We start from the raw sequence: 23277 nt of genomic DNA on the forward strand, positions 1-23277 counted from the left end.
TTAGTGCTTGATCAGATACATGTCTTGCGTGGCGCGCTGGTCGACGTAGTTGGTCGACGTGTAGCCACCCACATACGGCTTGACCAGCCGGTCCGCCGAATACTGGAACAGCGGCACCATCGGGTAGTCGTTCATGATCATGTCGTGGGCCTGCGTGAGCATGGCGGTGCGCTTGGCGTCGTCGAGCTGCTGGTTCGCCTGCTCGACCAGCTTGTCGGCTTGCGGGTTGCAGTTGTGCTGATCGTTCTGCAAGCTGTTGCAGCGGATCAGATCGAAATACGACATGGCGTCGTTGTAGTCGACGAACCAGCCGTCGCGCGAAGCCTGCACCTTGCCGTCGTGGCGCTGCTTGAGAAGCACCTTGTATTCGACGTTTTCCAGCTTGGCGGTCACGCCGAGCTTGGTGCGCCATTCGGAGGCCGTGAACAGCGCGACCTTCTTATGCAGGTCGTTGGTGTTGTAGGTGAGCGTGAAAGTCAGCGGCTTCGTATCAGAGTAGCCTGCCTCCTTCAGCAGGTTGCGCGCGTAGTCCACGCGCTTGCCCATCGGCCAGCCGGCCCAGTCGGGCTTGAAGACGGCCGCGCCTTGCGTGCCCTTGGCGATCAGGCCGTACATCGGCAGTTCGCCGTCCGCGGTCAGGCGCTGGGTCAGCAGGTCGCGGTCGAGCACCATCGAGAGGGCCTGGCGTACGCGCTTGTCCTTGAAGGCCGGGTCGTCGTTGTTCAGGCTGTAGTAATACGTGGCGATCTGCAGGCCGGTTTTCAGCTCGGAACCGAACTGCTTGCTCACCTGCGCATAGATGCCCGACGGGATCTGATAGGTGTAGTCGAACTGGCCTGCCTGGTACATGCGCATCGCCGTTTCGTCGTTTTCGATCGGCAGGTAGGTCACTTTCGTGATCACCACGTTGCCTGCATTCCAGTACGTCTTGCTCTTCGTGCCTACGATGCGGTTGCCCGGCTGCCAGTCGGCCAGCGCGTAGGGCCCGTTGCCGACGAAGTTGCCCGGGCGGGTCCATTCGCCGCCGAACTTCGCGACCACGTCGCGATTGACCGGCGCCATGCTAGGCATGGCCACCAGTTGCGGGAAGAAGGCGGCGGGCGCCTCGGTCTTGACTTCCAGCGTATAAGGATCGACTGCGCGAACGCCAAGGCTCGTCAGCGGCGCCTTGCCGGCGAGAATCGCCTTGGCGTTCTTTACGAACTCGACCAGGATGGTGTACTTCGAACCGGTTTTCGGATCGATCACGCGCTGCCATGAATAGATGAAGTCCGCTGCCGTGACCGGCTGGCCGTTGCTCCAGCGCGCATCGTGACGCAGCTTGAACACCCACGTATCCGGCGCGGTGCGCGTCCACGACTGCGCGACGCCCGGCACGATTGCCCCCGCCGCGTCGATGCGCGTCAGCCCTTCGAACAGGTCGAGCGCAATGGTATCGCCGGTCCACGATTCGATGTGCGCGGGATCGAGCGATTCGGTTTCGGCCGGCACCTGGCGGGTGATTTCCTGGGTGGCGGCGAGCGTGACGCCGGGCGGCACGGTGACGGCGAAGGCGGACGGGGCAAATGCAAGGACGAGCGCGGTCAGCGCCGTTGCATGGACAAACGGGATTTTCATCGGTTGAGATCGCAGGAAAGGTCGAGAAGGAAACGCGCTGGCGCTAAAGCGCCGGGTTAGCTGCGTTGCCCGGGCCATGGCGGCCCTTGTTGCTTGTGTCTGACATGCAGGATTCCTTACATTCAGTAATGCAGGCAATCCCTCGCCGGATCGACCGGATAAGGCGCCTGCTTTTTAGAACAGCCTCGGTGTGCCCACCCAGACGACCACCGACTCGACGCGCGCGGTGTTCAACCAGCTGTGCGGCACCGTCGATTCGTAATGCGCGCTGTCTCCTGCGTGCAGCACGAACGTCTTGCCTTCCAGCGTCAACGACACTTCGCCGTCGATCACATACATAAACTCTTCCCCGGCATGCGTGGTGACTTCGGAGCGCTTCTGCCCGGGCGGCATCCTCACCAGGATCGCTTCGAGCTGACGGCCCCCGGTCACGTTGGTCAGCCGCGCGAACAGATTGGCCGAATCCGCAAAACCGAAAAACTTCAACTGATCGCCGCGGCTCACGCAGCGTTCTTCGCTGGGTGTGTCGACGAAATACTGCACTGTTACCCCGAGTGCGTGGGCGATCCCGGCCAGCGACGTGATGGACGGTGACGCCAGGCCACGCTCTACCTGCGACAGAAACGGCTTGGAAATCCCCGCCGCCGTTGCTGTGTCATCCAGCGTGCGCTTGAGCCGCTGCCGCAGCGCGCGGATCTTGCTGCCGATTTCAAGTGCCGGATTGCTCTTTTGAATTGTTGTGACCATATCAGGAGGAAATTAGCCCGTCAAAATTTGTTTGATACACGCAAATATGTTTTGATCGTGGTCGAGGATGGGGGCGTCGGGCCTTTAGTCCCCGGTGATGCAACGGACCACATTTCGAGACAACACTCTATGTTGCCAGAACCGAAATAGGTACCAGCCAAATTGACCGTTTATTTCCAAAAACGATGTGTCCATGCCGTAATTGCTGCAGTGTGCCGCCGGTTGGTGTGCTTATGCAGATTGAGTATCGGTGAATAGAGGTACGACACCAAAGGCCATGCACGACGGCAGGCACCGTCGCGGTGCGCAGTTTGGGCGGGCAGGGACTGAAATCAACGCGGGGTCAGTGGATTCCCTGGGTGACTAAGCAGGTTTCTATTTGCAGAATCAGGCCCGCTTGCGGAGGGGCGCTCGTGTATCCATCACGCGCGAATCCCGCCGCTGTTTTTCATTCCGCCCGTAGCGATCCTGCGTGGCGGAGCACACCCCGAAGGAAGCCCCTCGGGGGATTGTCCGGCGCGTTCCATCCGAGCGGCCGCCGGCGTAAGGACACGACTATCACTACCGATTTTTCCCGCCGCGGGCTTGCCGCCCGGCGCCACCTGAGACCGCCGCCCTTTGCCGGCCTCGGAATCCCTGTTCTCCGCGATGCTTTATCATTGAGCCCGTTCCGCATGCCGGAACCCGAGCCCAAGGTGGCGCAGCGCCCTTCAGGAAGACTTCCTTCGGAGCGCATCGCGAGGCGGGCACCTGCCCCAATCCCCGGTTTTTCTGCTGACAGTGGCGTTTTGGCGCGCGAATGAGTGCGCCGATGAACATGCCCACGCGAATGCCCATGCGCAACGGCGCATGCTTCGCCGAATGTCGTTCCAGATCCCGTTTTACGCACTGCGCGGCCAGTCCGCGCGGCGCCGCAACCGTTTGAACAAGAGGTACACGATGAATCCATCCAATCCGGCGGGCGCGCACGTCTCGCAGACCCGTTCATTTTCGACGGTCTTTCTGATCGAAATGTGGGAGCGCTTCGGCTACTACGGCATGGCGGCGCTGCTCGTGCTGTTCATGATCGACAAGCTGCAGTTCACCGACAGCCACGCCACGCTCACCTGGGGCGCGTTTACGGCGCTGGTGTACGCGTCGCCCTCGATCGGCGGCTGGATCGGCGACAAGATTCTGGGCGCGCGCCGCACGATGATCTTCGGCGCCGTGGTGCTCTCGGCCGGCTATTTCATGCTGGCGCTGCCCAATGATCAGCTCGCCTATATGTACGCGTCGCTGGGCGTGATCGTGGTGGGCAACGGCCTTTTCAAGGCGAATGCGGCGAACCTCGTGCGCCGTATCTATGAAGGCGACGACGCGCGCATCGACAGCGCGTTCACGATTTACTACATGGCGGTCAATATCGGTTCGACGGTGTCGATGCTCGCCACGCCGTGGATCAAGGACCATTGGGGTTGGCACACAGCCTTCGCGGTCTGCTGCGCGGGCATGCTGCTGTCGCTGCTGAACTACTTCGTCATGTTCCGCACGCTCGCGCATATCGGTTCCGCGCCGGACGCGCAACCGGTGCGCTGGCAGCGCGTCGGCGCAGTGGCGCTGGGCGGCCTCGTGCTCGGCACGGTGACCATGTTCGTGCTGCAGCACAAGGCGATCGCGGTGGCTTGTGTGTACACGGCGGGCGTCGCCATTCTGGCGATTTTTGGCTACATGCTGGTGAAATGCGAACGCTCCGAGCGCTCGGGCCTCGTGGCCGCGCTGATCCTGACCGCGCAAGTGATTCTGTTCTTCGTGTTCTACGTGCAGATGTCCACGTCGCTCACGCTGTTCGCGCTGCGCAACGTCGATCCGCGTTTCATGCTGTTTGGCGAGACCTTGTTCACCTGGAGCGCGGCGCAGTTCCAGGCGCTCAACCCGATCTGGATCATGATGCTGAGCCCGGTGCTTGCGCTGCTATACACGAAGCTCGCAAAGAGCGGCAAGGACGTGCCGGTGGCCGTGAAGTACGCATTCGGTTTCGCGGTGGTGGCGGCCGGCTTCTTCGTCTATGCGGCGAGCGGCAACTATGCGGTGAACGGGCGCGTGTCGTCCTGGTTCATGGTGGGCGGCTACGGGCTGTACTCGCTCGGCGAACTGCTGGTGAGCGGGCTGGGGCTCGCGATGATCGCGCGTTACGTGCCGGCTCGCATGAGCGGCTTCATGATGGGCGCTTACTTTGTGGCAACCGGCGTGTCGCAGTATCTGGGCAGCGTGGTCGCGAATTTCGCGCAAATGCCGGCGGGCGATATGGATCCGCTCGAATCGTTGCCGCTCTACACCAAGCTGTTTACCGGCTTGGGCTGGCTCGCGGCAGTGGGCGCGCTGGTGGCGGTTCTGCTGTTGCCGCTGATGCGCAAGCTGTCGCGCGAACATCAGCGCTGCAGCGACGAAGCGCGTGAGAATGCCCGGCAAGGCGCCGCGCTGAATGGCGCGCTGCCGGAATAATCGGCTGAAACGATAACAACGATGACCGCGGCGCCGGCCACGCGATAGTGCGCCGCGGCGGAGCAAAAAAATGGCGCGCCCCGTTGCACGGAGCGCGCCATTTTGCATTCTGATCCCCGGCGCCTGACGGCTACGCCGTTACTCCGGCATCTTCCTGAACGACACCGCAATGCGGTTCCAGCCGTTGATCGCGATGATCAGCAACGTCAGATCGGCGATTTCCTGCTCGGTGAAGTGCGGCTTCACCACCTCCCACACCGCGTCCGGCACATGCGTTTGCGCGATCAGCGTGACCGCTTCAGTCCATTCGAGTGCCGCGCGCTCGCGTTCGGTGAAGAACGGTGCTTCGCGCCATGCCGCGATGGTGGCGAGACGCCGCTGGCTTTCGCCATGCTTGATGGCGTCCGTCACGTGCATGTCGAGGCAGAACGCGCAGCCGTTCAGTTGCGACGCGCGGATACGCACCAGTTCCGCGAGCGTCTTGTCGATCCCGCTTTTACCGATGGTTTCTTCGAGCGCGAGCATTGCGCGCGTGCCGCTCGGGCTGGCCTTGTAGAAGTCGAGACGTGCTTGCATGCGAGGTTCCTCTTCATCAATGTCCGCGCAAATGGCGGCGACAGAGGTAAGCTTACGATTGGCCTTGGTCTTTCGAAATAACCATTTCCCGGATATTTGAGGTAACCACTCAGATGGAAATTCATATCGCGGTCGAGGGGCATCACGATCTGTCCGGACAGATCTATCGCCAGTTGCGCGCGGGCATACTCGAAGGGCGCCTGACGGGCGGCACGCGGCTGCCGTCCACGCGCGATCTGGCCACGCAACTGGGCGTGTCGCGCAAGACTACGCTCGACGTGTTCGAGCGGCTGCTCTCTGAGGGTTATCTGAGCGCGCGTGGCGGTTCGGGCACCTTCGTCGCGGATGGGCTGGAGCGTCTGCCGGTGGAGCGCTCCTCGCATGCGCGGGCTGCCGAATCGTCCCGAGAAGGGGCGAAGGCCAAAGCCAGGGCCGCCGCGCGCGCCCAGCCGCTGTGGGAGGAGATGCCCGAGCGCATGCCGATGCCACGTCCTACGGTGCCCTCGCCGCAGGATTTCATTGGCGGTGCGATCGAGAAGTCGCTGTTTCCATTCGACGTCTGGCGCCGCTGCGTGAATCACGCGCTGCGCGCGCAGGCGCGCGGTCCCGGCACGTATCGAGACCCGGCCGGCGAGCAGGAACTGCGTCTCGCGATCTCGCGCTACCTCGCGTTCAACCGCGCGGTGGCAAGCAACTGGGAAGACGTGATCGTGACGCAAGGCGCGCAGAACGCGCTCGATCTGCTGGCGCGCATCACGTTGCGCCCGGGCGACGTCGCGGCGATCGAAGACCCCGGCTATCCGCCGGCCCATGCGTGCCTGCATGCCACCGGCGCGCGCGTGGTGCCGGTGCCGGTGGATGCCGAAGGCCTGATCGTCAGCAAGCTGCCGGACAAGGCGCGGCTCGTCTACGTGACGCCCTCGCATCAGTTTCCACTCGGCATGCCGATGAGCCTCGAACGCCGCGTCGAACTGCTCGAATGGGCGCAGCAGCGCGGCGCGGTGATCATCGAAGACGACTACGACTGCGAGTACCGCTTCGAAGGCCGGCCCATGGAACCGCTGAAAAGCCTCGATCGCGCCGGGCTCGTGGCCTACGTGGGCACGTTTTCGAAGACGATCTTTCCCGAACTGCGCGTCGGCTACGTGGTGCCGCCGGCCTCGCTCTACGGCCCGCTCCTCAAGGCGCGCCAGATTTCCGACTGGCATGGCTGCACGCTCACGCAAACCGCGCTGGCGACCTTCATGCTCAACGGCGATTTCGCCAAGCACCTGCGGCGCATGCACAAAACGTATGCGACGCGGCGAGCGATGCTGCTCGACCATCTGCACGGCGCTCTCGCACCCTGGTTCGAGCCGATTGTGCCGACAGCCGGCATCCACATGGCGGCGCGTCTGAAAGCGCCGCTGACGGAGGAGGCCGTGGTGAGCGCGGCGCGCGAGGCATCGATCGGCCTGTATGGACTCGCGCCGTTTCATCTGCGTACGAAGGCTCAGCCGGGCCTGATCTTCGGCTACGGCAATATCGCGGTCGAGCACATCGACGCCGCTCTGACGAAGCTCGCGGACGTCTTGCCGCGTCTCACGAAATAGCACGCGAGGCAAACGGAAGTTTACTTATGCCTATCTAATTCCATACAAATCAGTGTCATAAAGCAGCCGTACTCTTGCGCCTCTGTAATTGTTTGTAATGCGAAACCGGCCCGGCGGGCCGGCACGACAACACGACAAACCGGAGGGCAGTAAGGATGCGAGTGACGTCAAAGGCAAAAAAGCGGCTGCGCGCGCGTGGCGCGATCGGCGGATTGGGTGGATTGGGCGCCTTGGGTGCGCTGGGCGTAATCGGAATAACAGCAGGTATGACGGCGTGCAGCAGCAGTGTCGACACGCCGGCGCCACAGGTGGCGAACGGCACGACAGCGACGCTCGCCTTGCTGGAAACCACCGACATCCACACCAATCTGCTGAGCTACGACTACTACAAGCTCGCGGAAGACAAGTCGCTCGGTCTGGAGCGCACCGCCACGCTGATCGCCGCGGCGCGCAAGGAGTTCCCGAATACCCTGTTGCTCGACGACGGCGACACGATCCAGGGCACCGCGCTCGCCGACTATCAGGCGCAGGTTGCGCCGATCGATTGCAAGACCACGCTGGGCGTCTACAAGGTGATGAACCTGCTGAAGTACGACGCGGGCACCATCGGCAATCACGAGTTCAATTACGGCCTGCCGTTTCTCGCGCAAGTCACCGGCAGCGCGTTCGACGTGCCGAACATGAGTCCGGTGGCATCGCAGCCGGCGTGCGCGGGGCCGAACTTTCCTCTGGTGCTCTCGAACGTGCTCGGCGCGAAATCGCAGCAGCCGATTTTCAAACCGTACACGATCCTCGAACGCACGCTGAGCGCCACCACGCCCGACGGCAAGACTGTCACCGCGCCGGTCAAGATCGGTGTGATCGGCTTCACGCCGCCGGCGATCATGGCGTGGGACAAGCGCTGGCTGGACGGTAACGTCTATACGCAAGGGCTGGTGGAAAGCGCGTCGAAGTACGTGCCGGAAATGAAGGCGAAGGGCGCGCAGATCATCGTGGCGATGTCGCATGGCGGGCTCGACAACTCGGCCTATTCGCCTTCGATGGAAAACGGCAGCTACTACCTGTCCAAAGTGCCCGGCGTCGACGCGATGCTGATCGGCCACTCGCATCAGGTGTTCCCCGACAAGAACAGCACGGTCACGCAATTCAACCTGCCGGGCGTCGACAAAGTGAAGGGCACCGTCAACGGCGTGCCGACCGTGATGGCGAATTTCTGGGGCAAGCACCTCGGCGTGATCAAGCTCGCATTGAACTACACGAACGGCACGTGGACGGTGGACCGCAACGCGAGCACAGCGGAAGCCCGTTCGATCCAGAACGCGGATAACAGCTACGTGGCCGTCGATCCGGCGATCTCGCAGGCGATCGCGGCCGAACACGCGGCGACCATCAACTACGTGAAAACGCCGATCGGCACGACCGATTTCCGCATGACCACCTACTTCGCCGATGTGGGCGACGTGTCGGCCATCGAGATCGTCAACCAGGCGCAGGCGGCCTACGTGCAGGACTACATCAACGCGAATCTGCCGCAATATGCGGGCATTCCGGTGCTGTCGGTCAGCGCGCCGTTCAAGAGCGGCTTTGGCGGCGGCAACGATTTCACCGACGTCGCACAAGGTAACGTTGCGATCAACAACGCCGCGGACCTCTACCTGTACCCGAACACGATCTACGCGGTGAAGGTGACCGGCGCCGATCTGAAGGCCTGGCTCGAAACCGCGGCGAAGCGTTTCAACAAGATCGATCCGGCCAACACGGCGGCGCAGGCGCTGGTCAGCACCTATCCGGGTTACAACTTCGACATGGTCACGTCGAAGGATTTCAGCTATGAAATCGACGTGACGCAGGCCGTCGGCAGCCGGATCCGCAACCTGAAATACCAGGGCGCGGCGATTTCGGATACGCAGTCGTTCATTGTCGCGACCAACAACTATCGCGCGAGCGGCGGCGGCAACTTCCCGGGCCTCGACGGCAGCAAGACGATTTATGCGTCGCCGGATGCAAGCCGCGATGTGCTGATCGCCTATATCAAGAAGGTGCAGGCCATCAAGGCGGCAAGCAACGGCAGCGACCGGAGCTGGCGCTTTACGAAGGTGGCGACCGCGGGCCCGGTGACGTTCAAGGCGGCGCCGAACCTGGGGGCGCTCGCGCAGGCCAACGGCATCACCAACGTCAGCCAGCTGCAGGCCGACGACGGCACCGGCAAGGGACTCGCGGTCTACGCCGTGAACCTCAACCAATGAACCTGCGCCTGTCTCTCGCGGTGGCGGCGGCCGTGGCCATCTCGGCAGGCACGCTTGCCACGGTGGCCGCCACGCGCGTCTCCGACGTGCAGATCGACGACTGGCAGATGCAGGGTACGTCAACGCACGCGTCGTGGCCGGTGTGGCAGTTGCGTCTGACGGCGGCGTTCGGCAACGCGTCGGCGCGCGAGGCGCTCGCCGACGTGCTGGTGAGTTCGGCACAGCTCGACGACGTGCGCGACGGCGTCGAGCTCTACCGGCAGCTTGCGCTCGACGGCGCGCCGCGCGCGCAGGCCACGCTCGGGCATTTGCTCTTGCGCGGCCTGCCGGGCATCGAGCCGGACTATGCGCAAAGCCGCCAATGGCTGACGCTCGCGGCATCGCGCGATACCGGCGATGCCCAGGCCGCCTACGATCTGGCGACGCTCTATCGCAATGGCTACGGCGTGACGCGTGACGCCGGATTGGCGATTCGCTGGCTCGAACAGGCGGCGCACGCAGGTTTGCCGCTCGCGCAATTCCAGCTCGCCAACGAATACCGTTTCGGCACGACACTGCCGCACGACGATGCGTTGGCGCTGCATTGGCTCACGCGCGCGGCCAATGCGGAATTACCCGAGGCCAACCTCGCGCTGGCGATCGCCTATCGCAACGGCGAGCTCGGCATGGCGCGCGACGAAAGCGAGTATTGGGCTCACGTGAAGGAGAGCGAGCACGATCTGAAACACGTCAGCCGGCAGTAAACGTGCGCTGAAACCGCCCTGCGATTCTCTGTCGCGCAGCAACGTTAGCCGCCCCCTGCAGCGTTTTGCGCTGCAGGGGGCGCTGTTTTTCTGCCTCGTGAAGGGTCACTGAGGTCTGACTGAGGCGCATCTGAAGCGCGAGGCGAGCGTCGCGGCGGCGATCTTTTTGAGATGTTCCGGCGGCTAGCCGGCTGACGTTGCACGCGGAAAGTACCTTTATTTGCGCGTCGAAATGGCTTGTAACGTGCGTTACGTGTTGGTGTTGCGGGGCCCGTCAATGCAGTTTTACCCGCTAAAACAAGCATCAAAACGTGTTGCGCAGTCTGCGCCACGCAACAAACCTTCGCTGTTATACACAAAAGATTCGCGCAAACTGTATTAGCGCTTGTAGAATCCGGCGTTGAAGCGTGCACATGTCGTGTGCGCTTCGTGCAATTCACTGACCACAACAGGTAGGAGAAACATGCCGACTTCCGCAAAAAAGGTGGCCAAGAAGGCTGCTGCCCCGGTACCGACCAAGAAGGTTGCTGCAAAGAAAGTTCCTGCGAAGAAAGCTGTCGCAGCTAAGAAGGTCGCCGTGAAGGCGTCCAGCGCACCGTCGCCGATCAAGGACACCTTCACGAAGGCCTCGCTGGCTGCACACGTCGCAGAACGCGCCGCTGTGGAACCGAAGACCGCCAAGGCCGTGCTGGCCGCGCTCGAAGACACGATCCTCGGCGCTGTGCACAAGAAGGGCGCTGGCGAATTCACGCTGTCGGGTCTTCTGAAGATCGTCGTGCAAGCTGTGCCGGCGAAGAAGAAGCGCTTCGGCAAAGACCCGTTCTCGGGCGAAGAGCGTTGGTTCCCGGCCAAGCCGGCTAGCGTGCGCATCAAGGCACGTCCGCTGAAGAAGCTGAAGGACGCTGCTGCAGCCTGATCGCGCTTCGGGCGTTAGCTGCTGTTTTTAACAATGGCTGACGCTTGAGATGCCCTGAAGGACATCCCTTCAGGGGCGACCCGCAGTGCAAGTTGTCTGAATCCCCGTGGATGCGAATCCACGGGGATTTTTTTATGCGCCGCTTTTTAGGCGGTTTCGCAGCGGATCGCGGATCCTGCGCTGCACCCAAAGAGACATCTTTCGAGGCGCATCGCGGTGCCAGGCACGCACCGTACTGGCGCATCATGAGCCGCCGCAGTACGATGGCAGCGAAACCATGCTGGCCGGGATGCGCTGTTTGCGTGCATGCAATGTCTGTCGCGCGCGAAAAATCCAATGGCATAGCGCTTGCTTGAACGATTGTCGAACACCGAATGCGCAGCGCATTCGCCTTCTATCCGACAACAAGAGCGGGGCGTGACATGCGATGCTATGACGAGATGCGTCATCACGACGATGCCGTGCGGCCACATTACGCACGCTTTGAGCGGTGGCTGGTGAAGCAGGGTAACGAGGCGATCGCGCGTAAACGCGCGGAAGCCGACCTGCTGTTTCGCCGGGTCGGTATCACCTTCGCGGTGAACGGCGACCTGTCGGGCACCGAGCGGCTGATTCCATTCGATCTGATTCCGCGCATCATTCCGCGCGGCGAATGGCAGACGCTGGAGGCGGGTTTGCGTCAGCGGGTGCAGGCGCTCAATCTGTTTATCCACGACGTCTACCACGATCGCAATATCGTGCGCGCCGGTATCGTGCCGGCCGAGCAGGTCTATACCAACGCGCAGTACCGGCCCGAAATGCAGGGCGTGAATGTGCCACTCGGTGTTTACGCGCATATCGCTGGTGTCGACGTGGTGCGCGCGGGCGACGCAGGCGAGTTCTACGTGCTCGAAGACAACCTGCGGGTGCCCTCAGGCGTGTCCTATATGCTCGAAAACCGCAAGATGATGATGCGGCTTTTCCCCGAGCTGTTCGTGCAGAACCGCATCGCGCCGGTCGCGCATTATCCCGATCTGCTGCTCGACATGCTGCGTTCGGTCGCGCCCGAGGGCGTGGACGATCCGGTCGTGGTGGTGCTCACGCCGGGCATGTACAACTCCGCGTATTTCGAGCACACCTTCCTCGCGCAGCAAATGGGCGTGGAGCTGGTGGAAGGCAAGGATCTATTCGTCGACGACAACTATGTGTTCATGCGCACCACGCAGGGACCGAAGCGCGTCGACGTGATCTACCGTCGTGTGGACGACGATTTTCTCGATCCGCTCGCCTTCCGAAACGATTCGGCGCTGGGCGTGCCGGGTCTCCTGACCGCGTATCGCGCCGGACGCGTGGCGCTCGCCAACGCCATGGGCACCGGCATCGCCGACGACAAATCGATCTATCCGTACGTGCCGGACATGATCGAGTTTTACCTCGGCGAGAAGCCGATCCTCAATAACGTACCCACGTTCCAGTGCCGCAAGGCTGACGACCTGGCGTACACGCTCGCGCATTTGCCGGAGCTGGTGGTCAAGGAAGTGCACGGCGCGGGTGGCTACGGCATGCTCGTCGGACCGGCTTCGACGAAAGCCGAAATCGAATCGTTCCGCGAGCGGTTGATCGCGCGGCCCGCGGGCTATATCGCGCAGCCCACGCTGGCGCTCTCCGCGTGTCCGACGTTCGTCGAGTCCGGTATTGCGCCGCGCCATATCGACCTGCGGCCATTCGTGCTGTCGGGCAAAACCGTCACGATGGTGGCGGGCGGTCTCACGCGCGTGGCGTTGCAGGAGGGTTCGCTTGTCGTCAATTCGTCACAGGGAGGCGGGACCAAAGATACCTGGATGGTCGACTGACGCGGTTGCCGATGCGGTTGCAGAGGTCTCACTTGACGCAACCGCCCGCAACCTGGCGCACCGGGGCAGTATGCAGCCTGCCACCGGCGCACACGGATAACCCGCGCGGGCTTTTTACCTTGCCTTCGACAAGGCCTCGCGTCATCAGATACGGAATGCCGTCATGCTAAGCCGAACCGCCGATCACCTTTTCTGGATGGCCCGCTATATGGAGCGCGCGGAGAACACCGCCCGCATGCTCGACATCAACCTGAAGGCGCTGCTGTTGCCGCAGACGCCTGAGCAGGAAGCTCGCGCGCAACGTTCGGTGTTGCGCATCTCCGAACTCGAAACCGCGTTCGCGCAGCGCTACGACGAACCGACCCGTGAAAACGTGCTCGATTTCATGGTGGCGGATGCGACCAATCCGTCGAGCATTCACTCGTGTTTGCAGGCCGCGAGAGAAAACGCCCGCGCCGTGCGCGGCACCTTGACGACCGAGTGGTGGGAAACCATCAACGATACGTGGCTCGAGTTCAACGAGCGCATCTCGTCCGGCCAGGCCGGGGCCAATCCGGGCGCGCTGTTCGAATGGGTGAAGTTCCGCTCGCATCTCTCGCGCGGCGTGACGATCGGCACCGCGCTGCAGGACGATGCGTTCTTCTTCACGCAGCTTGGCACCTTTCTGGAGCGGGCCGACAACACCGCGCGGATTCTCGACGTGCGCTTTGCCGACGTCGAACCGAATTCGCGCGACGCCGCGCGCCAGCTCGAAGATTTCTACTACTGGACCTCGATTCTGAGTTCGGTGTCGGCGCTGGAGATCTATCGCAAGGTGTATCGCGATGTCGTCACGCCGGCGCGTGTGGTCGAACTGATGATCCTGAACCAGCAGATGCCGCGTTCGCTGCTGGCGTCGCTCGAAGGTGTCTGCGCGAATCTGGCGATGCTGCGCACCTCGGGCTCGAACCAGTGCGAGCGTTTCGCCGGCAAGCTGCGCGCCGAGCTCGTGTACTCCGACATCCGGCAGATTTTCGAAGCCGGCCTGCACGCCTATCTGACGCAGTTCCTTGCTCGCGTGTTCGAGCTAGGCAATCTGGTTGCGCGTACCTATCTGATGCTGCCAGTCGCCTGACGGAGTTTCCCATGTACCTGACGATCCGCCACGACACGTCCTATCGCTACGAAGCGACTGTCCATTATTCAATCCAGCAATTGCGTCTGACGCCCGCAAGCGGTGCGTCCCAGGTGGTGCGGCGCTGGGGCATCGACGCGCCGGGCAAGCTCGACTCGACCTTCGACGCTTACGGCAACGTGCTGCACACGCTGGTCATCAACAAGCCGCATAGCGAGATTCGTCTGCAGGTGACCGGCGAGGTCGAGACGATTCCGTTGGTCGACGGTCATTTGCGCGACGGCGTCGGCCCGATTCCGCTCGAGCATTTCACCTGCTCGACCCGGCTGACCGAAGCCGACGCGGCGATCCGCGAACTGGCCGCGTCGGTGCCGGCACTGTCGAGTTCGGCCCATCTGATCCAGCTGTCGGAGCAGATCGTGCAGCGCGTGAAGTACACCTCAGGTGTGACTGAGGTCACCAGCACGGCGGCTCAGGCGCTCGCGCTCGGCAACGGCGTGTGTCAGGATCATGCGCATCTGATGCTCGCGTGCTGCCGCGCGCGCCGCGTCCCGGCGCGCTATGTGAGCGGCTATATCGAGCCGGGCGAAGGGCGGGCCGAGGGAAGCCCCGCTGAGGATTCGCACGGCGCGAGCCATGCATGGGTCGACGTGTGGCTGGAGGGCACAGGCTGGATTTCCGTCGACGTCACGCACGCGGCGTTTGCCAGCGAAATCTATTGCCGGCTCGCCGTCGCACGGGATTATGAAGCCGCCGCGCCGGTGCGCGGCAGGCGAATCGGCGGGCTGGAGGAGCAGCTGAAAGTGTCGGTGACGGTCAGCGCCCAGCTGTCGCAATAGAGGACGAAGGCGGGCCGCCAGAGGCGCCAGCGAGCGCCAGCCCTCATAACCATTCAGGTTAAGCCCGCAACGGCCGTCATACAGCGTAGCGGGGCAGGGGCGCCGCATTACAATAGCCCCGTTCAGTCGTTTTTGCGGGACCTTTTCCTTATGACTTACTGTGTCGCGATGTCCGTCGACGACGGGCTCGTGTTCCTCTCGGACACGCGCACGAATGCCGGCGTCGATCACATCAGCACCGCGCGCAAGATGTCGGTGTTCGAACAGCCGGGCGAACGCATGCTCGTACTGCTGGGCGCCGGCAATCTGTCGCTCACGCAAGCGGTGCTGCATGAGTTGTCCGAGCCCGCTGATGCTTCCCAGCCCACGCTCTGGAACGTGCCCACCATGGCCGACGCGGCCCGGGCAATCGGCCGTGCGGTGCGCGCCGTGCATCAGCGCGAGGCGGCGGCCTTGCAGGAATTCGGCGTCGACTTCAATTGCAGCTTCATTCTGGGTGGGCAAATCGCCGGCAACCGGACGCGCCTGTTCATGATCTACGCGGCGGGCAACTTCATCGAAGCATCGGCGGTGAACCCGTATTTCCAGATCGGCGAGGCCAAGTACGGCAAGCCGATCATCGATCGGGTCCTGACGCCCTCCACGCCGCTTGACGAGGCCGCCAAGTGCGCGTTGATCTCCATGGATTCGACGCTGCGCTCGAACCTGTCGGTCGGCTTGCCGCTCGATCTGCTGGTCTACGAGAAAGACGCGCTGCGCGTCACGCGCTTCGTCTCGATCGATCACGACAATACCTACTTCGAGATGATTCACCGCACATGGGGCGAGCGGCTGCGCCAGGTGTTCGGCGAAATTCCGGATCCGGACTGGCGGGATTCGCCCGATGTGCCGTTGCTGCAGCGCGAGCGGATGCTGGTGTTGCACCGCGCGCCGGTCGGCGCCGACGGCATCGAGCACGAACTCGACGCGCGGCCCGCGCAGACGTTGGCGCAGGCGGATAAGGGCAAAGCGCAGCGAAAGTAGTGTGCGTGTGGCGCCGTCCTGGCGGCGCGTTCTAACTTAATCCAGAACCACAGGGCGAAAAAAAACCAGCCACCGGCTTTCGCCCGTGGCTGGTTTCAACTGCGTATTGCTTCAGCAGTCGGTCAAGCTCGATTAGAACTTGTGGCGAATGCCCAGGCTGACGATCTCTTGCGAGCTCGAAGCCGAGTTGTAGCCGTACGAACCGATTGCTGCGCCTGCTGTGACCAGATTGCCGCTTGCGTTACGCTGCTCGCCGCTGGCGTGCTGATATGCGCCAACCAGGTAGATGTCCGTGCGCTTCGACAGGTTGTAGTCGCCGCCCAGCGAAACCTGGTGGTACGTTGCGCTCGCGTCGCCGGTAGCCTTCGTGTAGATGTAGCCCACGCCAACCAGGATTGCCGGCGTTGCCTGGTAGCCCAGGTATGCGCCACCGACGTTGTACTTCTGCGTCGAGGTGAAGCCCGATTGTGCGTCCGGCTTGTACTGTGCGTTGCTGTAACGCAGGTTAGCCGTGAACGGACCCGTTACGTATTGAACAGCAACCGAAGCGATGCCGATCGACTTTGCGCCCTGGTATGCCAGGTTAGCGACGTCGCCGCCGTTGACCTGGTTGTCGAACGTGCCGTCCGACGTGCCGCCCCACGTGCTGCGCGTCGGCGCCGTGCCGTGCGGGTTTTCAGCGCGGAAGTAGCCAGCAGCGACGCTGAACGGACCCGTTGCGTACGTTGCAGCGCCCGACCACGTTTGGCCCGAACCCGTCGAACCAGCCACGCCGCCGAATGCGTACATGCCTTCGAACTGGAAGCCGCTCCACACCGGCGAGGTGTACTTGACAGCGCTGTTCGTACGCGAGGAGTTGTCGTTGTTATCGACGTCGCCCGGCGTGGTGAAGGTGGAACCGAAGTAGTTGTCAGCCGTCAGCGGCTGAACCAGGTCGACCAGCGGGTCGTACTGACGACCCAGCGTGACCGTACCATACTGATCGTGCTCCAGGCCGACGTAGGCTTGACGGCCGAACATGCGGCCGCCTTGATTCAGCTTGCCGGTGTTGACGTCGAAGCCGTTTTCAATCTGGAAAATCGCCTTCAGGCCGCCGCCGAGGTCTTCCGTGCCTTTCAGGCCGAAACGATCACCTTGCAGGTTGCCGGCAACCAGGCCAACTTGGTTTGCGTTGTGGCCGCTTGCGTCTTTCGTGTTGTGTGCGTACTGGATCGATTCGTCGATCAAACCGTACAGGGTAACGCTGCTTTGAGCATGTGCCACGCCAGTGACGCCGAGGAGCGCCAGCGAGAGGGTAGACAGTGCGACTCGTTTCATCCTTTTCTCCACGCAGATGATTAGTTTGTTGTTGCGGAAAGGAGAATAGCTCAGTGGGTCGGCCTGTAAGAACAGGAAAAAAAAGACTGTCTCCAAAAACTGACAAACCGCGCAAGGCCTTGTATTTAAAGCACGTAAACGATTGTTTCTATTTTCGCAATATTTATTCGTTGACTGGTCATTATTGTTGTTTTGTTGACGATGACGGGTTCAGTCCATGCATTTCAGGTACTTATTTGAATGGTCGTTGTAATCTAGTCGTCTAGATTACTTGCCTGTTCTGAAGTGAATTCATAAAAATTGAGACGTGTTCCGCTCGCCAGGTGGTCTAGACAGGACTTTGGCGTTGTGAGCAGGCGCAACCGGATAAAGCCGGCCGGTGCGGCCGGGATCGAAGATCAGGTTGCAACGTGGTCCCGCTAGCGGTTCGACTCGATGTCTACCGCGTTGCGGCGCGCTACGGTTGCCGCGACCAGACCGGCGGCCGCCGCGACGAGCACAGACGTCCACGGATGCCGCTTGACGTAGCGGTCGGCCGCCACGGCTTTGCGGCCGGCCCCGGCCAGCGTGACGGCGGCGATGCGGGTGGCTTGGGCTTCGGCCATCGCCACGGTACGGCCGACCTCGATCGCGGTGGCGCGCGCCGACATCTTCGTCCTCGCTTGCGCCGGAATGCCTGCTCCCGCCGGCGCATCGCCGAGCGGGCCGGCCGATGCATCGAGCGCGGCGCTGGCGTCGCGGATCGCGGCATCCGCATGCGGCTGGCTATCCATAACCAGCGTCGATGCCGCCAGTACCGAAGCAAGCTTGGCGCGGCTGCCCGGCGGCGTGTCTTCCTGCATGCCCCAGCCGCCGCGCGGATCGTGCATGCGCCCGCGAGCAGCCGAAAATTCCGCGCCGAGCAGCAGGACCGAAGCCGAGAAGTACAGCCACATCAGCAGTACGGCGAGCGAACCCGCGGCACCGAACGAGCTGGCCATTCCAGCGTGCGCAATATATAGAGCGAAGAGTTTCTTTCCTGCCGAGAACAGCACGGCTGCGACGATCCCGCCAACCAGCGCATCGCGCCAGTGCACGCGGGCGTCGGGCAGAAACTTGAGCAGGCCGGCAAAGGCGAACGCCAGCACCAGCAGACCGACACCGAGTTGCAACAGGTTGCCTATCACCACGTAGGGCGAGTTGCCCCACAGCCATTTGCCGATGAAGGTAATGACCGTATCCAGCACCAGCGAGACGATCAGCAGGAACGCGACCCCGAGCACCAACCCGAAAGAGATCAGGCGCACCCGCACCAGCGCGAGCACGCTCGACGAGCGCGGGCCGGTATTCGGCCAGACCATATTGAGTGCGCTGTTGAGCGACGAGAAGGTGGCCGACGCGCCGATCGCCAGCATCGAAAACGAAATGATCGCCGCGACGCCGCCCGCGCTGCCGCTGTGATGAGCGTTCTCGACGATGGTTTGCACGCCCGCGGCGGCTTGGTCGCCGAGCAGTCCATGAATGTGCGTGAACAGTTCGCCGCGCGCGGCCGCGGCGCCGAAGAACCAGCCCGCCACCGCGATCACCATCACCAGCGTGGGCGCGAGCGAGAACGCCGCATAGAAGGCGATGCTGGCGGCCATGGCCGCGCAGCGGTTTTCGCCAAACTGCCTGAAGGCGCTGATTGCCCAGCTGGCCTGCTTGCGGGCTGCCTCCTGAAGGTTCGCGGCAGAAAGCGTGTCGATGTCCATGGTCGTGTTTCCCAATGGGGGCGGGCGCCGTGCGGCCAATGCGATGCGCGTCGTGCGAGCCCTTCGAGCCGGCCTCGCCACGTTCCTCGCATGCATGCCTTCCGCAAGCGGGGTGCCTGTCACTATAACAAGCGCGGCTCGTGTACGCGCCGGCCAAGCGTCGAGCGCGCGAGGTGCCGTTAGAATGCCGATGGACTCTCAAACTCCTGGCTCACTATGCACTCGCACGAACTTGTACAGCAGTTGGACGTCTTGCCGGCGGATCAATGGGGCGCGCACCTACCTGCGCATGTCGTCGCGCAATTGCCGGTGCGCGGCGTGACGGTGTTCTCCGTCGCCGACGACGCTTCGGACACCGTCGAATTCAGCGCGCGCTATGGCTTCGGTCTGGAAGACTGCGCGAACACCATCGTGATCCGCTACAAGAAAGACGGCGCCGAGCACTACGCGGCGCTCGTCTCGCTGGGGTCGCTGCGGCTCGACATCAACGGAGCGGTGAAGGCTGCGCTGGGCGCGCAGCGGCTGTCGTTCGCCAAGCGCGAGGCGGCGGTCGAGCACAGCGGGATGGAGTTTGGCGGTATCACGGCTTTCGGTTTGCCCGACGACTGGCGCATTCTTATCGACGCGGCCGTGATGGAACGCGCCCAGATCGTGATGGGCGCGGGTGTGCGGGCGGCCAAGCTGTTGCTGGCGCCCGACGTGTTGCGGCAGTGGCCGCGTTGTGAAATTGCCGCCCTCACACTGCCGGCTGTCCAATAGCCGGTAACGTTCGACGAAGCGCGGCGGACGGCAAGTCCGCCGCGCGGCAATGAGCGCGTTCGCTCAGATGATCAGCCGGGAGACCTTGGTGCCCTCGAGCGAGACGCCGGCCATCAGGCCGCCGTTTGTCAAGACGAAGGCTTCGACCGGACTGGTGGCCGTCGAGGTATCGACCGCGCCGTTCGCGCCCACCTTCAGCACGGCGACGGTGGCATCCGCGCCTGCTGCCCACCCCTGGCTGCCGAGGAACTTGTCGAGCGCCTCTTGCGTCATGAACAGGAACACGAGCGCCTTCGACTGTGCGCCGATCTGCAAACCGAACGAACCCGCCACGGTGCTGTAGTAGCCCGCCGTGCGGCCGGCCACGCGCAGTGCGCCCTCGCCGTATTGCCCGCCGACCCAGAAGCCCGCCGAAATCACGGACGGGAACACCAGAACGCCGCGCGCTTTGCCGACCAGTTCGCGCGAACCGGTGACGTTCGCGTAGAGGCGCTCCAGCGTGGAATCGACCCCCGCGTTGATCGTGTCGCGCTTGCCGGCGTTCGCGGATGCCGATGCACTCGAGGACGGCGACGTGGTCGTGCAGCCGGCAAGGCCGAAACCGGCGGTAGCCAGCGCCGCGCTGGTGGTCATGATGAATTGTCGTCTTAGCATGATGGTTGTCCTTGTACGTTATTGACTGAATGAAAACGGTGTTTGCCGCTTCCATTCGAGCCGGCCTGCCGGGATGCGGGCCAGCCTGCTGGTCGATTATTCATCAGCATTCGGTATGCCCGGCTCCCGCCGCCTGAGTTGAATGGCGGCGGAATAACCGGGCGTGGGCGGAGACGCTTCAGGTTGAATGGCCCGTTGCCCCGCTGTCTATGACTGCACGGACGGGCGGATGTTCTGGTTGTGATGAAACAGATTGCGTGGATCGTAACGATTTTTTACCGCGACGAGCCGTTCGAAGTTCGGCCCGTACGCATCCGCGACGCGGCCGCCTTCTTCCTGGGTCATGAAGTTGACGTAGACGCTGCCCAGCGCGAAGGGCGCCGCCGCCTCGAAAAACGCGCGAGCCCAGTCGACGCAGCGGGTGTCGTCGCTTGCGTCGTCCCAGCGGCTGTGCACGTTCATCGCATACACCGTGTCGCGGCTCGAATAGGCGGTGGCATCGACTGGGACACGCTGCGTTTGCGCGCCGATTTGTCCGAAGAAAATCTCGCATTGCGGTGACGGCAGATTGCCGATTGCCTGAAGCAGCGCGTCGATGAGTCCGTCGTTTATTTCGGCGAGATTGTGCGATTTCCAATAGTTGCGCGCGCCCGGCGCGAGCAGCGGGTCGAACGCCTGTTGCCACATGACGTATGGCATCGGGCCAAGGTGTTCACCGAGCGGCGTTCCGAAAGTGCGCACGCTTGCCACCGCGGACGGCCCGTTTTCGACGGGACCGGTGTAGCACATCGCGAACACGATCACCGGCTTGCCGTGTGTCTCGGGCGGCAGGAACGGTAGCGGCGGCGCGAGGCGCAGCACCGCCCACGCGCTCAGTTCTTCCGGCATGCTCGGGGCCGCGGCGCGATACTTGATCAGCGCGTCCTTCGCCTGGTCGAGCGGCAGGACGACCAGGCCGCCGTAGACCATCGGCCCGACCGGATGCAGCGCGAACTCGAAGCGCGTGACGACACCGAAATTGCCGCCGCCGCCGCGAATGGCCCAGAACAGATCGTCATGCGATTCGGCGCTCGCGCGGAGCAATTCGCCGTCGGCGGTGACGACGTCCGCGGCAATCAGATTGTCCACAGTCATGCCGAATCTACGGCTCAGCCAGCCGAAACCGCCGCCTAGCGTCAGGCCCGCAACCCCGGTAGTCGAGTTGATGCCGAGCGGCGTGGCGAGGCCGAACGCCTGCGCTTCATGGTCGAAATCGTGCAGCGTCGCACCCGGTTCGACGTGTGCGCGCCGTGCGGCCGGATCGATACACACCGATTTCATCTGCGACAGGTCGAGCACGATGCCGTTGTCGCACAATGCGCTGCCGCCAATGTTGTGGCCGCCGCCGCGAATCGCGAGCGGCAGGCCGCTGTCGCGGGCGAATGCCACGCCTTGACGCACGTCGGCGACGCCGGCGCACCGCAGGATCATGGCCGGTTGCCGGTCGATCATCGCGTTCCAGATGCTGCGGGCTCCCTCGAAGTTCGGGTCGCCGGGCAAAAAGACCTGCCCCCGGATCACGTTTTTCAGTTCGTCGACGGCGCTGCTGGACACGTTAACCATGGCTCTCTCCTGAGATTGTGAAGGATGCTCTCAGAGCACTATTCAGCTGAACAAAGCAAATAGGAAGTGTTCTGAAAGGTTGTGGTGCGTCCAGTAAACGAGCCGGTTCGACTAAGTCAAACAAAGGTATACCCGCGCATTTTGCCGATAGCGTGCAAGCGCTCGCGCGGCAGGCGTCCGCAAGACGCTTTGTCGAAATTGACGCGCGACCGCGCCGCGGATGATGGAAATGCTTTTGGAAAAGATACCGTCAAGAAGTGTTGGGTGTGCAACGGCGTGGTGGTTGTGCCGCGACACTTTCATCGTGACGCCGCGCGCCGGCGCGGAACTGGCAATGAGAGCAGAGCCGGATTTCTGAGCATCCACCTTCGCGCCTTCGTGAACTGGAAAATTTCGGTGACGGCAGTGCTGTTATTCACCTGACGTTTCACGCCTCGCTGAAAAGGCACTGTGCTCGTGATGCAGAGTAGGACTGCATGGTTTGAATTGTCTGTTTGATGCCGCTCACTCCCGTCTTGCAAGTTGCTCTTCGTGTGTTCGGTTAAACACGTACAGGAAGAGTGGGCGATCAATGTTGCCCATGCGGCCGAGAAAAATCCATTCGTTTCGGGTCGTATTTGTCTGAAGACAATGGTTGAAGGCGATTTGGCAATAATAGTTTGGACTGCATATCTAAATAAAAAATGCGTCGATTAATACGAACTCTAGTTGACTATTTTTGACGGTTTATGTGTGGAGGACATCGAAAAAACCTTGGTGATATCGCACTACGTGCTCTAGCGCACGGTCAGCGAATGATGCTCCGCATAACTTCATCTTCCATAAGACCCGGCAATGACGTTCTAAAAAACCAAGTTTGCGCACTGCCGGTCATCTCTCTCAAATCACGTCGATTCAGACCGGGGATTCTCGCGAGACAGATGCCGGACGTCATGCCTGTTTGGGCGTGACGCGAGGTCGCGTCTGCTGAGCGTTGACGTTTCATTTTTGACGGCGAACGGAGATCAGCTCGTTATTCAGGACGGGTTTTCTGGGGATATGTTTAGGAGAATGAAATGAAAAAGCAAAACGGGGACGCGCTGGCGATGGGGACGCGCCGGGCGGTATTGGCGGCTGCAGTGAGTTTGTATGCCGCGATGGCGGGTGCGCAGACAAATCCGGCCACGCCGGCTGCACTGTATGACAGTTCGGCCAGGCTGGTGATTGCACAGGCGTTGCCGTTTGATTGTCCGTCGTGGGACACGCTTAATTGCAGGCGGGACATTAGCGGGCCGGTAATACGGGGTGGATTCGGGGTTGCCGCGGCTGCGGGTGGTCTTGGATCGACGTCGTCCTCGGGTTCGCAAGGCAGCGGCAACGGGACGTCGTCGGCGGGAGGTTCAGGGTAGGGGAGCAGCAGCGGCACCGGCGGCAGCGGGGTGAGTGGCGGAACCAGCACCAGCTCCTCGGGACTGGGTGCGGGGAGTACCGCTGGTGCTGGTAATAGTAG

Annotated in this window: 18 protein-coding genes and 1 pseudogene; 11 read left to right on the plus strand and 8 right to left on the minus strand. The window is 62.5% G+C overall.

What is annotated here, in order from left to right; all coding sequences use genetic code 11:
* Together A6V37_RS19600 and A6V37_RS19605 are read right to left on the minus strand one after the other, a co-directional pair.
* Positions 1-1617, minus strand: a complete 1617-nt coding sequence (locus A6V37_RS19600) for a peptide ABC transporter substrate-binding protein (RefSeq protein WP_064270298.1) — start codon at positions 1615-1617, stop codon at positions 1-3.
* Between the two features lie 174 nt (positions 1618-1791).
* A complete protein-coding gene (locus A6V37_RS19605) occupies positions 1792-2364 on the minus strand; it encodes a cupin domain-containing protein (RefSeq protein WP_064270299.1) in 573 nt (190 codons plus the stop codon).
* Positions 2365-3303: 939 nt separating this feature from the next.
* On the opposite strand from A6V37_RS19605, the gene A6V37_RS19610 reads away from it, so the two are divergent.
* Positions 3304-4845, plus strand: a complete 1542-nt coding sequence (locus A6V37_RS19610) for a peptide MFS transporter (RefSeq protein WP_064270314.1) — start codon at positions 3304-3306, stop codon at positions 4843-4845.
* 138 nt (positions 4846-4983) lie between these two features.
* On the opposite strand, the gene A6V37_RS19615 is transcribed toward A6V37_RS19610, so the two are convergent.
* Positions 4984-5421: a carboxymuconolactone decarboxylase family protein gene (locus A6V37_RS19615; RefSeq protein WP_064270300.1), complete on the minus strand. Its 438-nt coding sequence runs from the start codon at positions 5419-5421 to the stop codon at positions 4984-4986.
* 113 nt (positions 5422-5534) lie between these two features.
* Here A6V37_RS19615 and pdxR point away from each other — a divergent pair, with 113 nt between their 5' ends.
* From pdxR to A6V37_RS19655, 8 genes are all read left to right on the plus strand, one after another.
* Positions 5535-7013 (plus strand): MocR-like pyridoxine biosynthesis transcription factor PdxR, encoded by a 1479-nt coding sequence (gene pdxR / locus A6V37_RS19620; protein WP_064270301.1) that lies wholly within the window; start codon positions 5535-5537, stop codon positions 7011-7013.
* Positions 7014-7168: 155 nt separating this feature from the next.
* The gene (locus tag A6V37_RS19625; protein ID WP_064270302.1) at positions 7169-9259 is read left to right on the plus strand and encodes a bifunctional 2',3'-cyclic-nucleotide 2'-phosphodiesterase/3'-nucleotidase; all 2091 of its coding nucleotides are present in this window, start codon (positions 7169-7171) and stop codon (positions 9257-9259) included.
* Positions 9256-10002, plus strand: coding sequence for a tetratricopeptide repeat protein (locus tag A6V37_RS19630; protein ID WP_082902812.1), 747 nt, complete (start codon positions 9256-9258; stop codon positions 10000-10002). The genes A6V37_RS19625 and A6V37_RS19630 overlap by 4 nt, the downstream gene beginning before the upstream one ends.
* A 463-nt stretch (positions 10003-10465) precedes the next feature.
* Positions 10466-10918 carry an HU family DNA-binding protein gene (locus A6V37_RS19635; RefSeq protein ID WP_064270303.1) on the plus strand — a complete coding sequence of 151 codons (453 nt, stop codon included), beginning with the start codon at positions 10466-10468 and terminating at the stop codon, positions 10916-10918.
* Positions 10919-11340: 422 nt separating this feature from the next.
* A complete protein-coding gene (locus A6V37_RS19640) occupies positions 11341-12750 on the plus strand; it encodes a circularly permuted type 2 ATP-grasp protein (RefSeq protein ID WP_064270315.1) in 1410 nt (469 codons plus the stop codon).
* Between the two features lie 163 nt (positions 12751-12913).
* Positions 12914-13864, plus strand: coding sequence for an alpha-E domain-containing protein (locus A6V37_RS19645; protein ID WP_064270304.1), 951 nt, complete (start codon positions 12914-12916; stop codon positions 13862-13864).
* Between the two features lie 11 nt (positions 13865-13875).
* Positions 13876-14703 carry a transglutaminase family protein gene (locus A6V37_RS19650; protein ID WP_064286239.1) on the plus strand — a complete coding sequence of 276 codons (828 nt, stop codon included), beginning with the start codon at positions 13876-13878 and terminating at the stop codon, positions 14701-14703.
* Positions 14704-14853: 150 nt separating this feature from the next.
* Positions 14854-15726, plus strand: a complete 873-nt coding sequence (locus tag A6V37_RS19655) for a proteasome-type protease (protein WP_064270306.1) — start codon at positions 14854-14856, stop codon at positions 15724-15726.
* Positions 15727-15858: 132 nt separating this feature from the next.
* Here the strand turns inward: A6V37_RS19655 and A6V37_RS19660 are convergent, their stop codons facing one another.
* Both A6V37_RS19660 and A6V37_RS19665 read right to left on the minus strand, forming a co-directional pair.
* Positions 15859-17043, minus strand: coding sequence for a porin (locus A6V37_RS19660; RefSeq protein WP_064270307.1), 1185 nt, complete (start codon positions 17041-17043; stop codon positions 15859-15861).
* A gap of 419 nt (positions 17044-17462) precedes the next feature.
* On the minus strand, positions 17463-18773 hold the full coding sequence (locus A6V37_RS19665; RefSeq protein ID WP_064270308.1) for a YihY/virulence factor BrkB family protein: 1311 nt from the start codon (positions 18771-18773) through the stop codon (positions 17463-17465).
* A 216-nt stretch (positions 18774-18989) separates the two neighbouring features.
* On the opposite strand from A6V37_RS19665, the gene A6V37_RS19670 reads away from it, so the two are divergent.
* Entirely contained in the window at positions 18990-19532 is a 543-nt protein-coding gene (locus A6V37_RS19670; protein WP_064270309.1) for a YbaK/EbsC family protein, read from the plus strand.
* 63 nt (positions 19533-19595) lie between these two features.
* Here A6V37_RS19670 and A6V37_RS19675 read toward each other — a convergent pair whose 3' ends face one another.
* Both A6V37_RS19675 and A6V37_RS19680 read right to left on the minus strand, forming a co-directional pair.
* A complete protein-coding gene (locus A6V37_RS19675; protein ID WP_064270310.1) occupies positions 19596-20186 on the minus strand; it encodes a BPSL1445 family SYLF domain-containing lipoprotein in 591 nt (196 codons plus the stop codon).
* Positions 20187-20393: 207 nt separating this feature from the next.
* Positions 20394-21788: an FAD-binding oxidoreductase gene (locus A6V37_RS19680; RefSeq protein WP_064270311.1), complete on the minus strand. Its 1395-nt coding sequence runs from the start codon at positions 21786-21788 to the stop codon at positions 20394-20396.
* Positions 21789-21977: 189 nt separating this feature from the next.
* Here A6V37_RS19680 and A6V37_RS19685 point away from each other — a divergent pair, with 189 nt between their 5' ends.
* Entirely contained in the window at positions 21978-22211 is a 234-nt protein-coding gene (locus A6V37_RS19685) for a hypothetical protein (RefSeq protein WP_064270312.1), read from the plus strand.
* Positions 22212-22830: 619 nt separating this feature from the next.
* Here the strand turns inward: A6V37_RS19685 and A6V37_RS41850 are convergent.
* A pseudogene (locus tag A6V37_RS41850) lies at positions 22831-23277 on the minus strand (hypothetical protein); the annotation flags it as partial.

Origin of the sequence: Paraburkholderia ginsengiterrae (genome assembly GCF_001645125.1) — a bacterium.
Classification (GTDB): Bacteria; Pseudomonadota; Gammaproteobacteria; order Burkholderiales; family Burkholderiaceae; genus Paraburkholderia; species Paraburkholderia ginsengiterrae.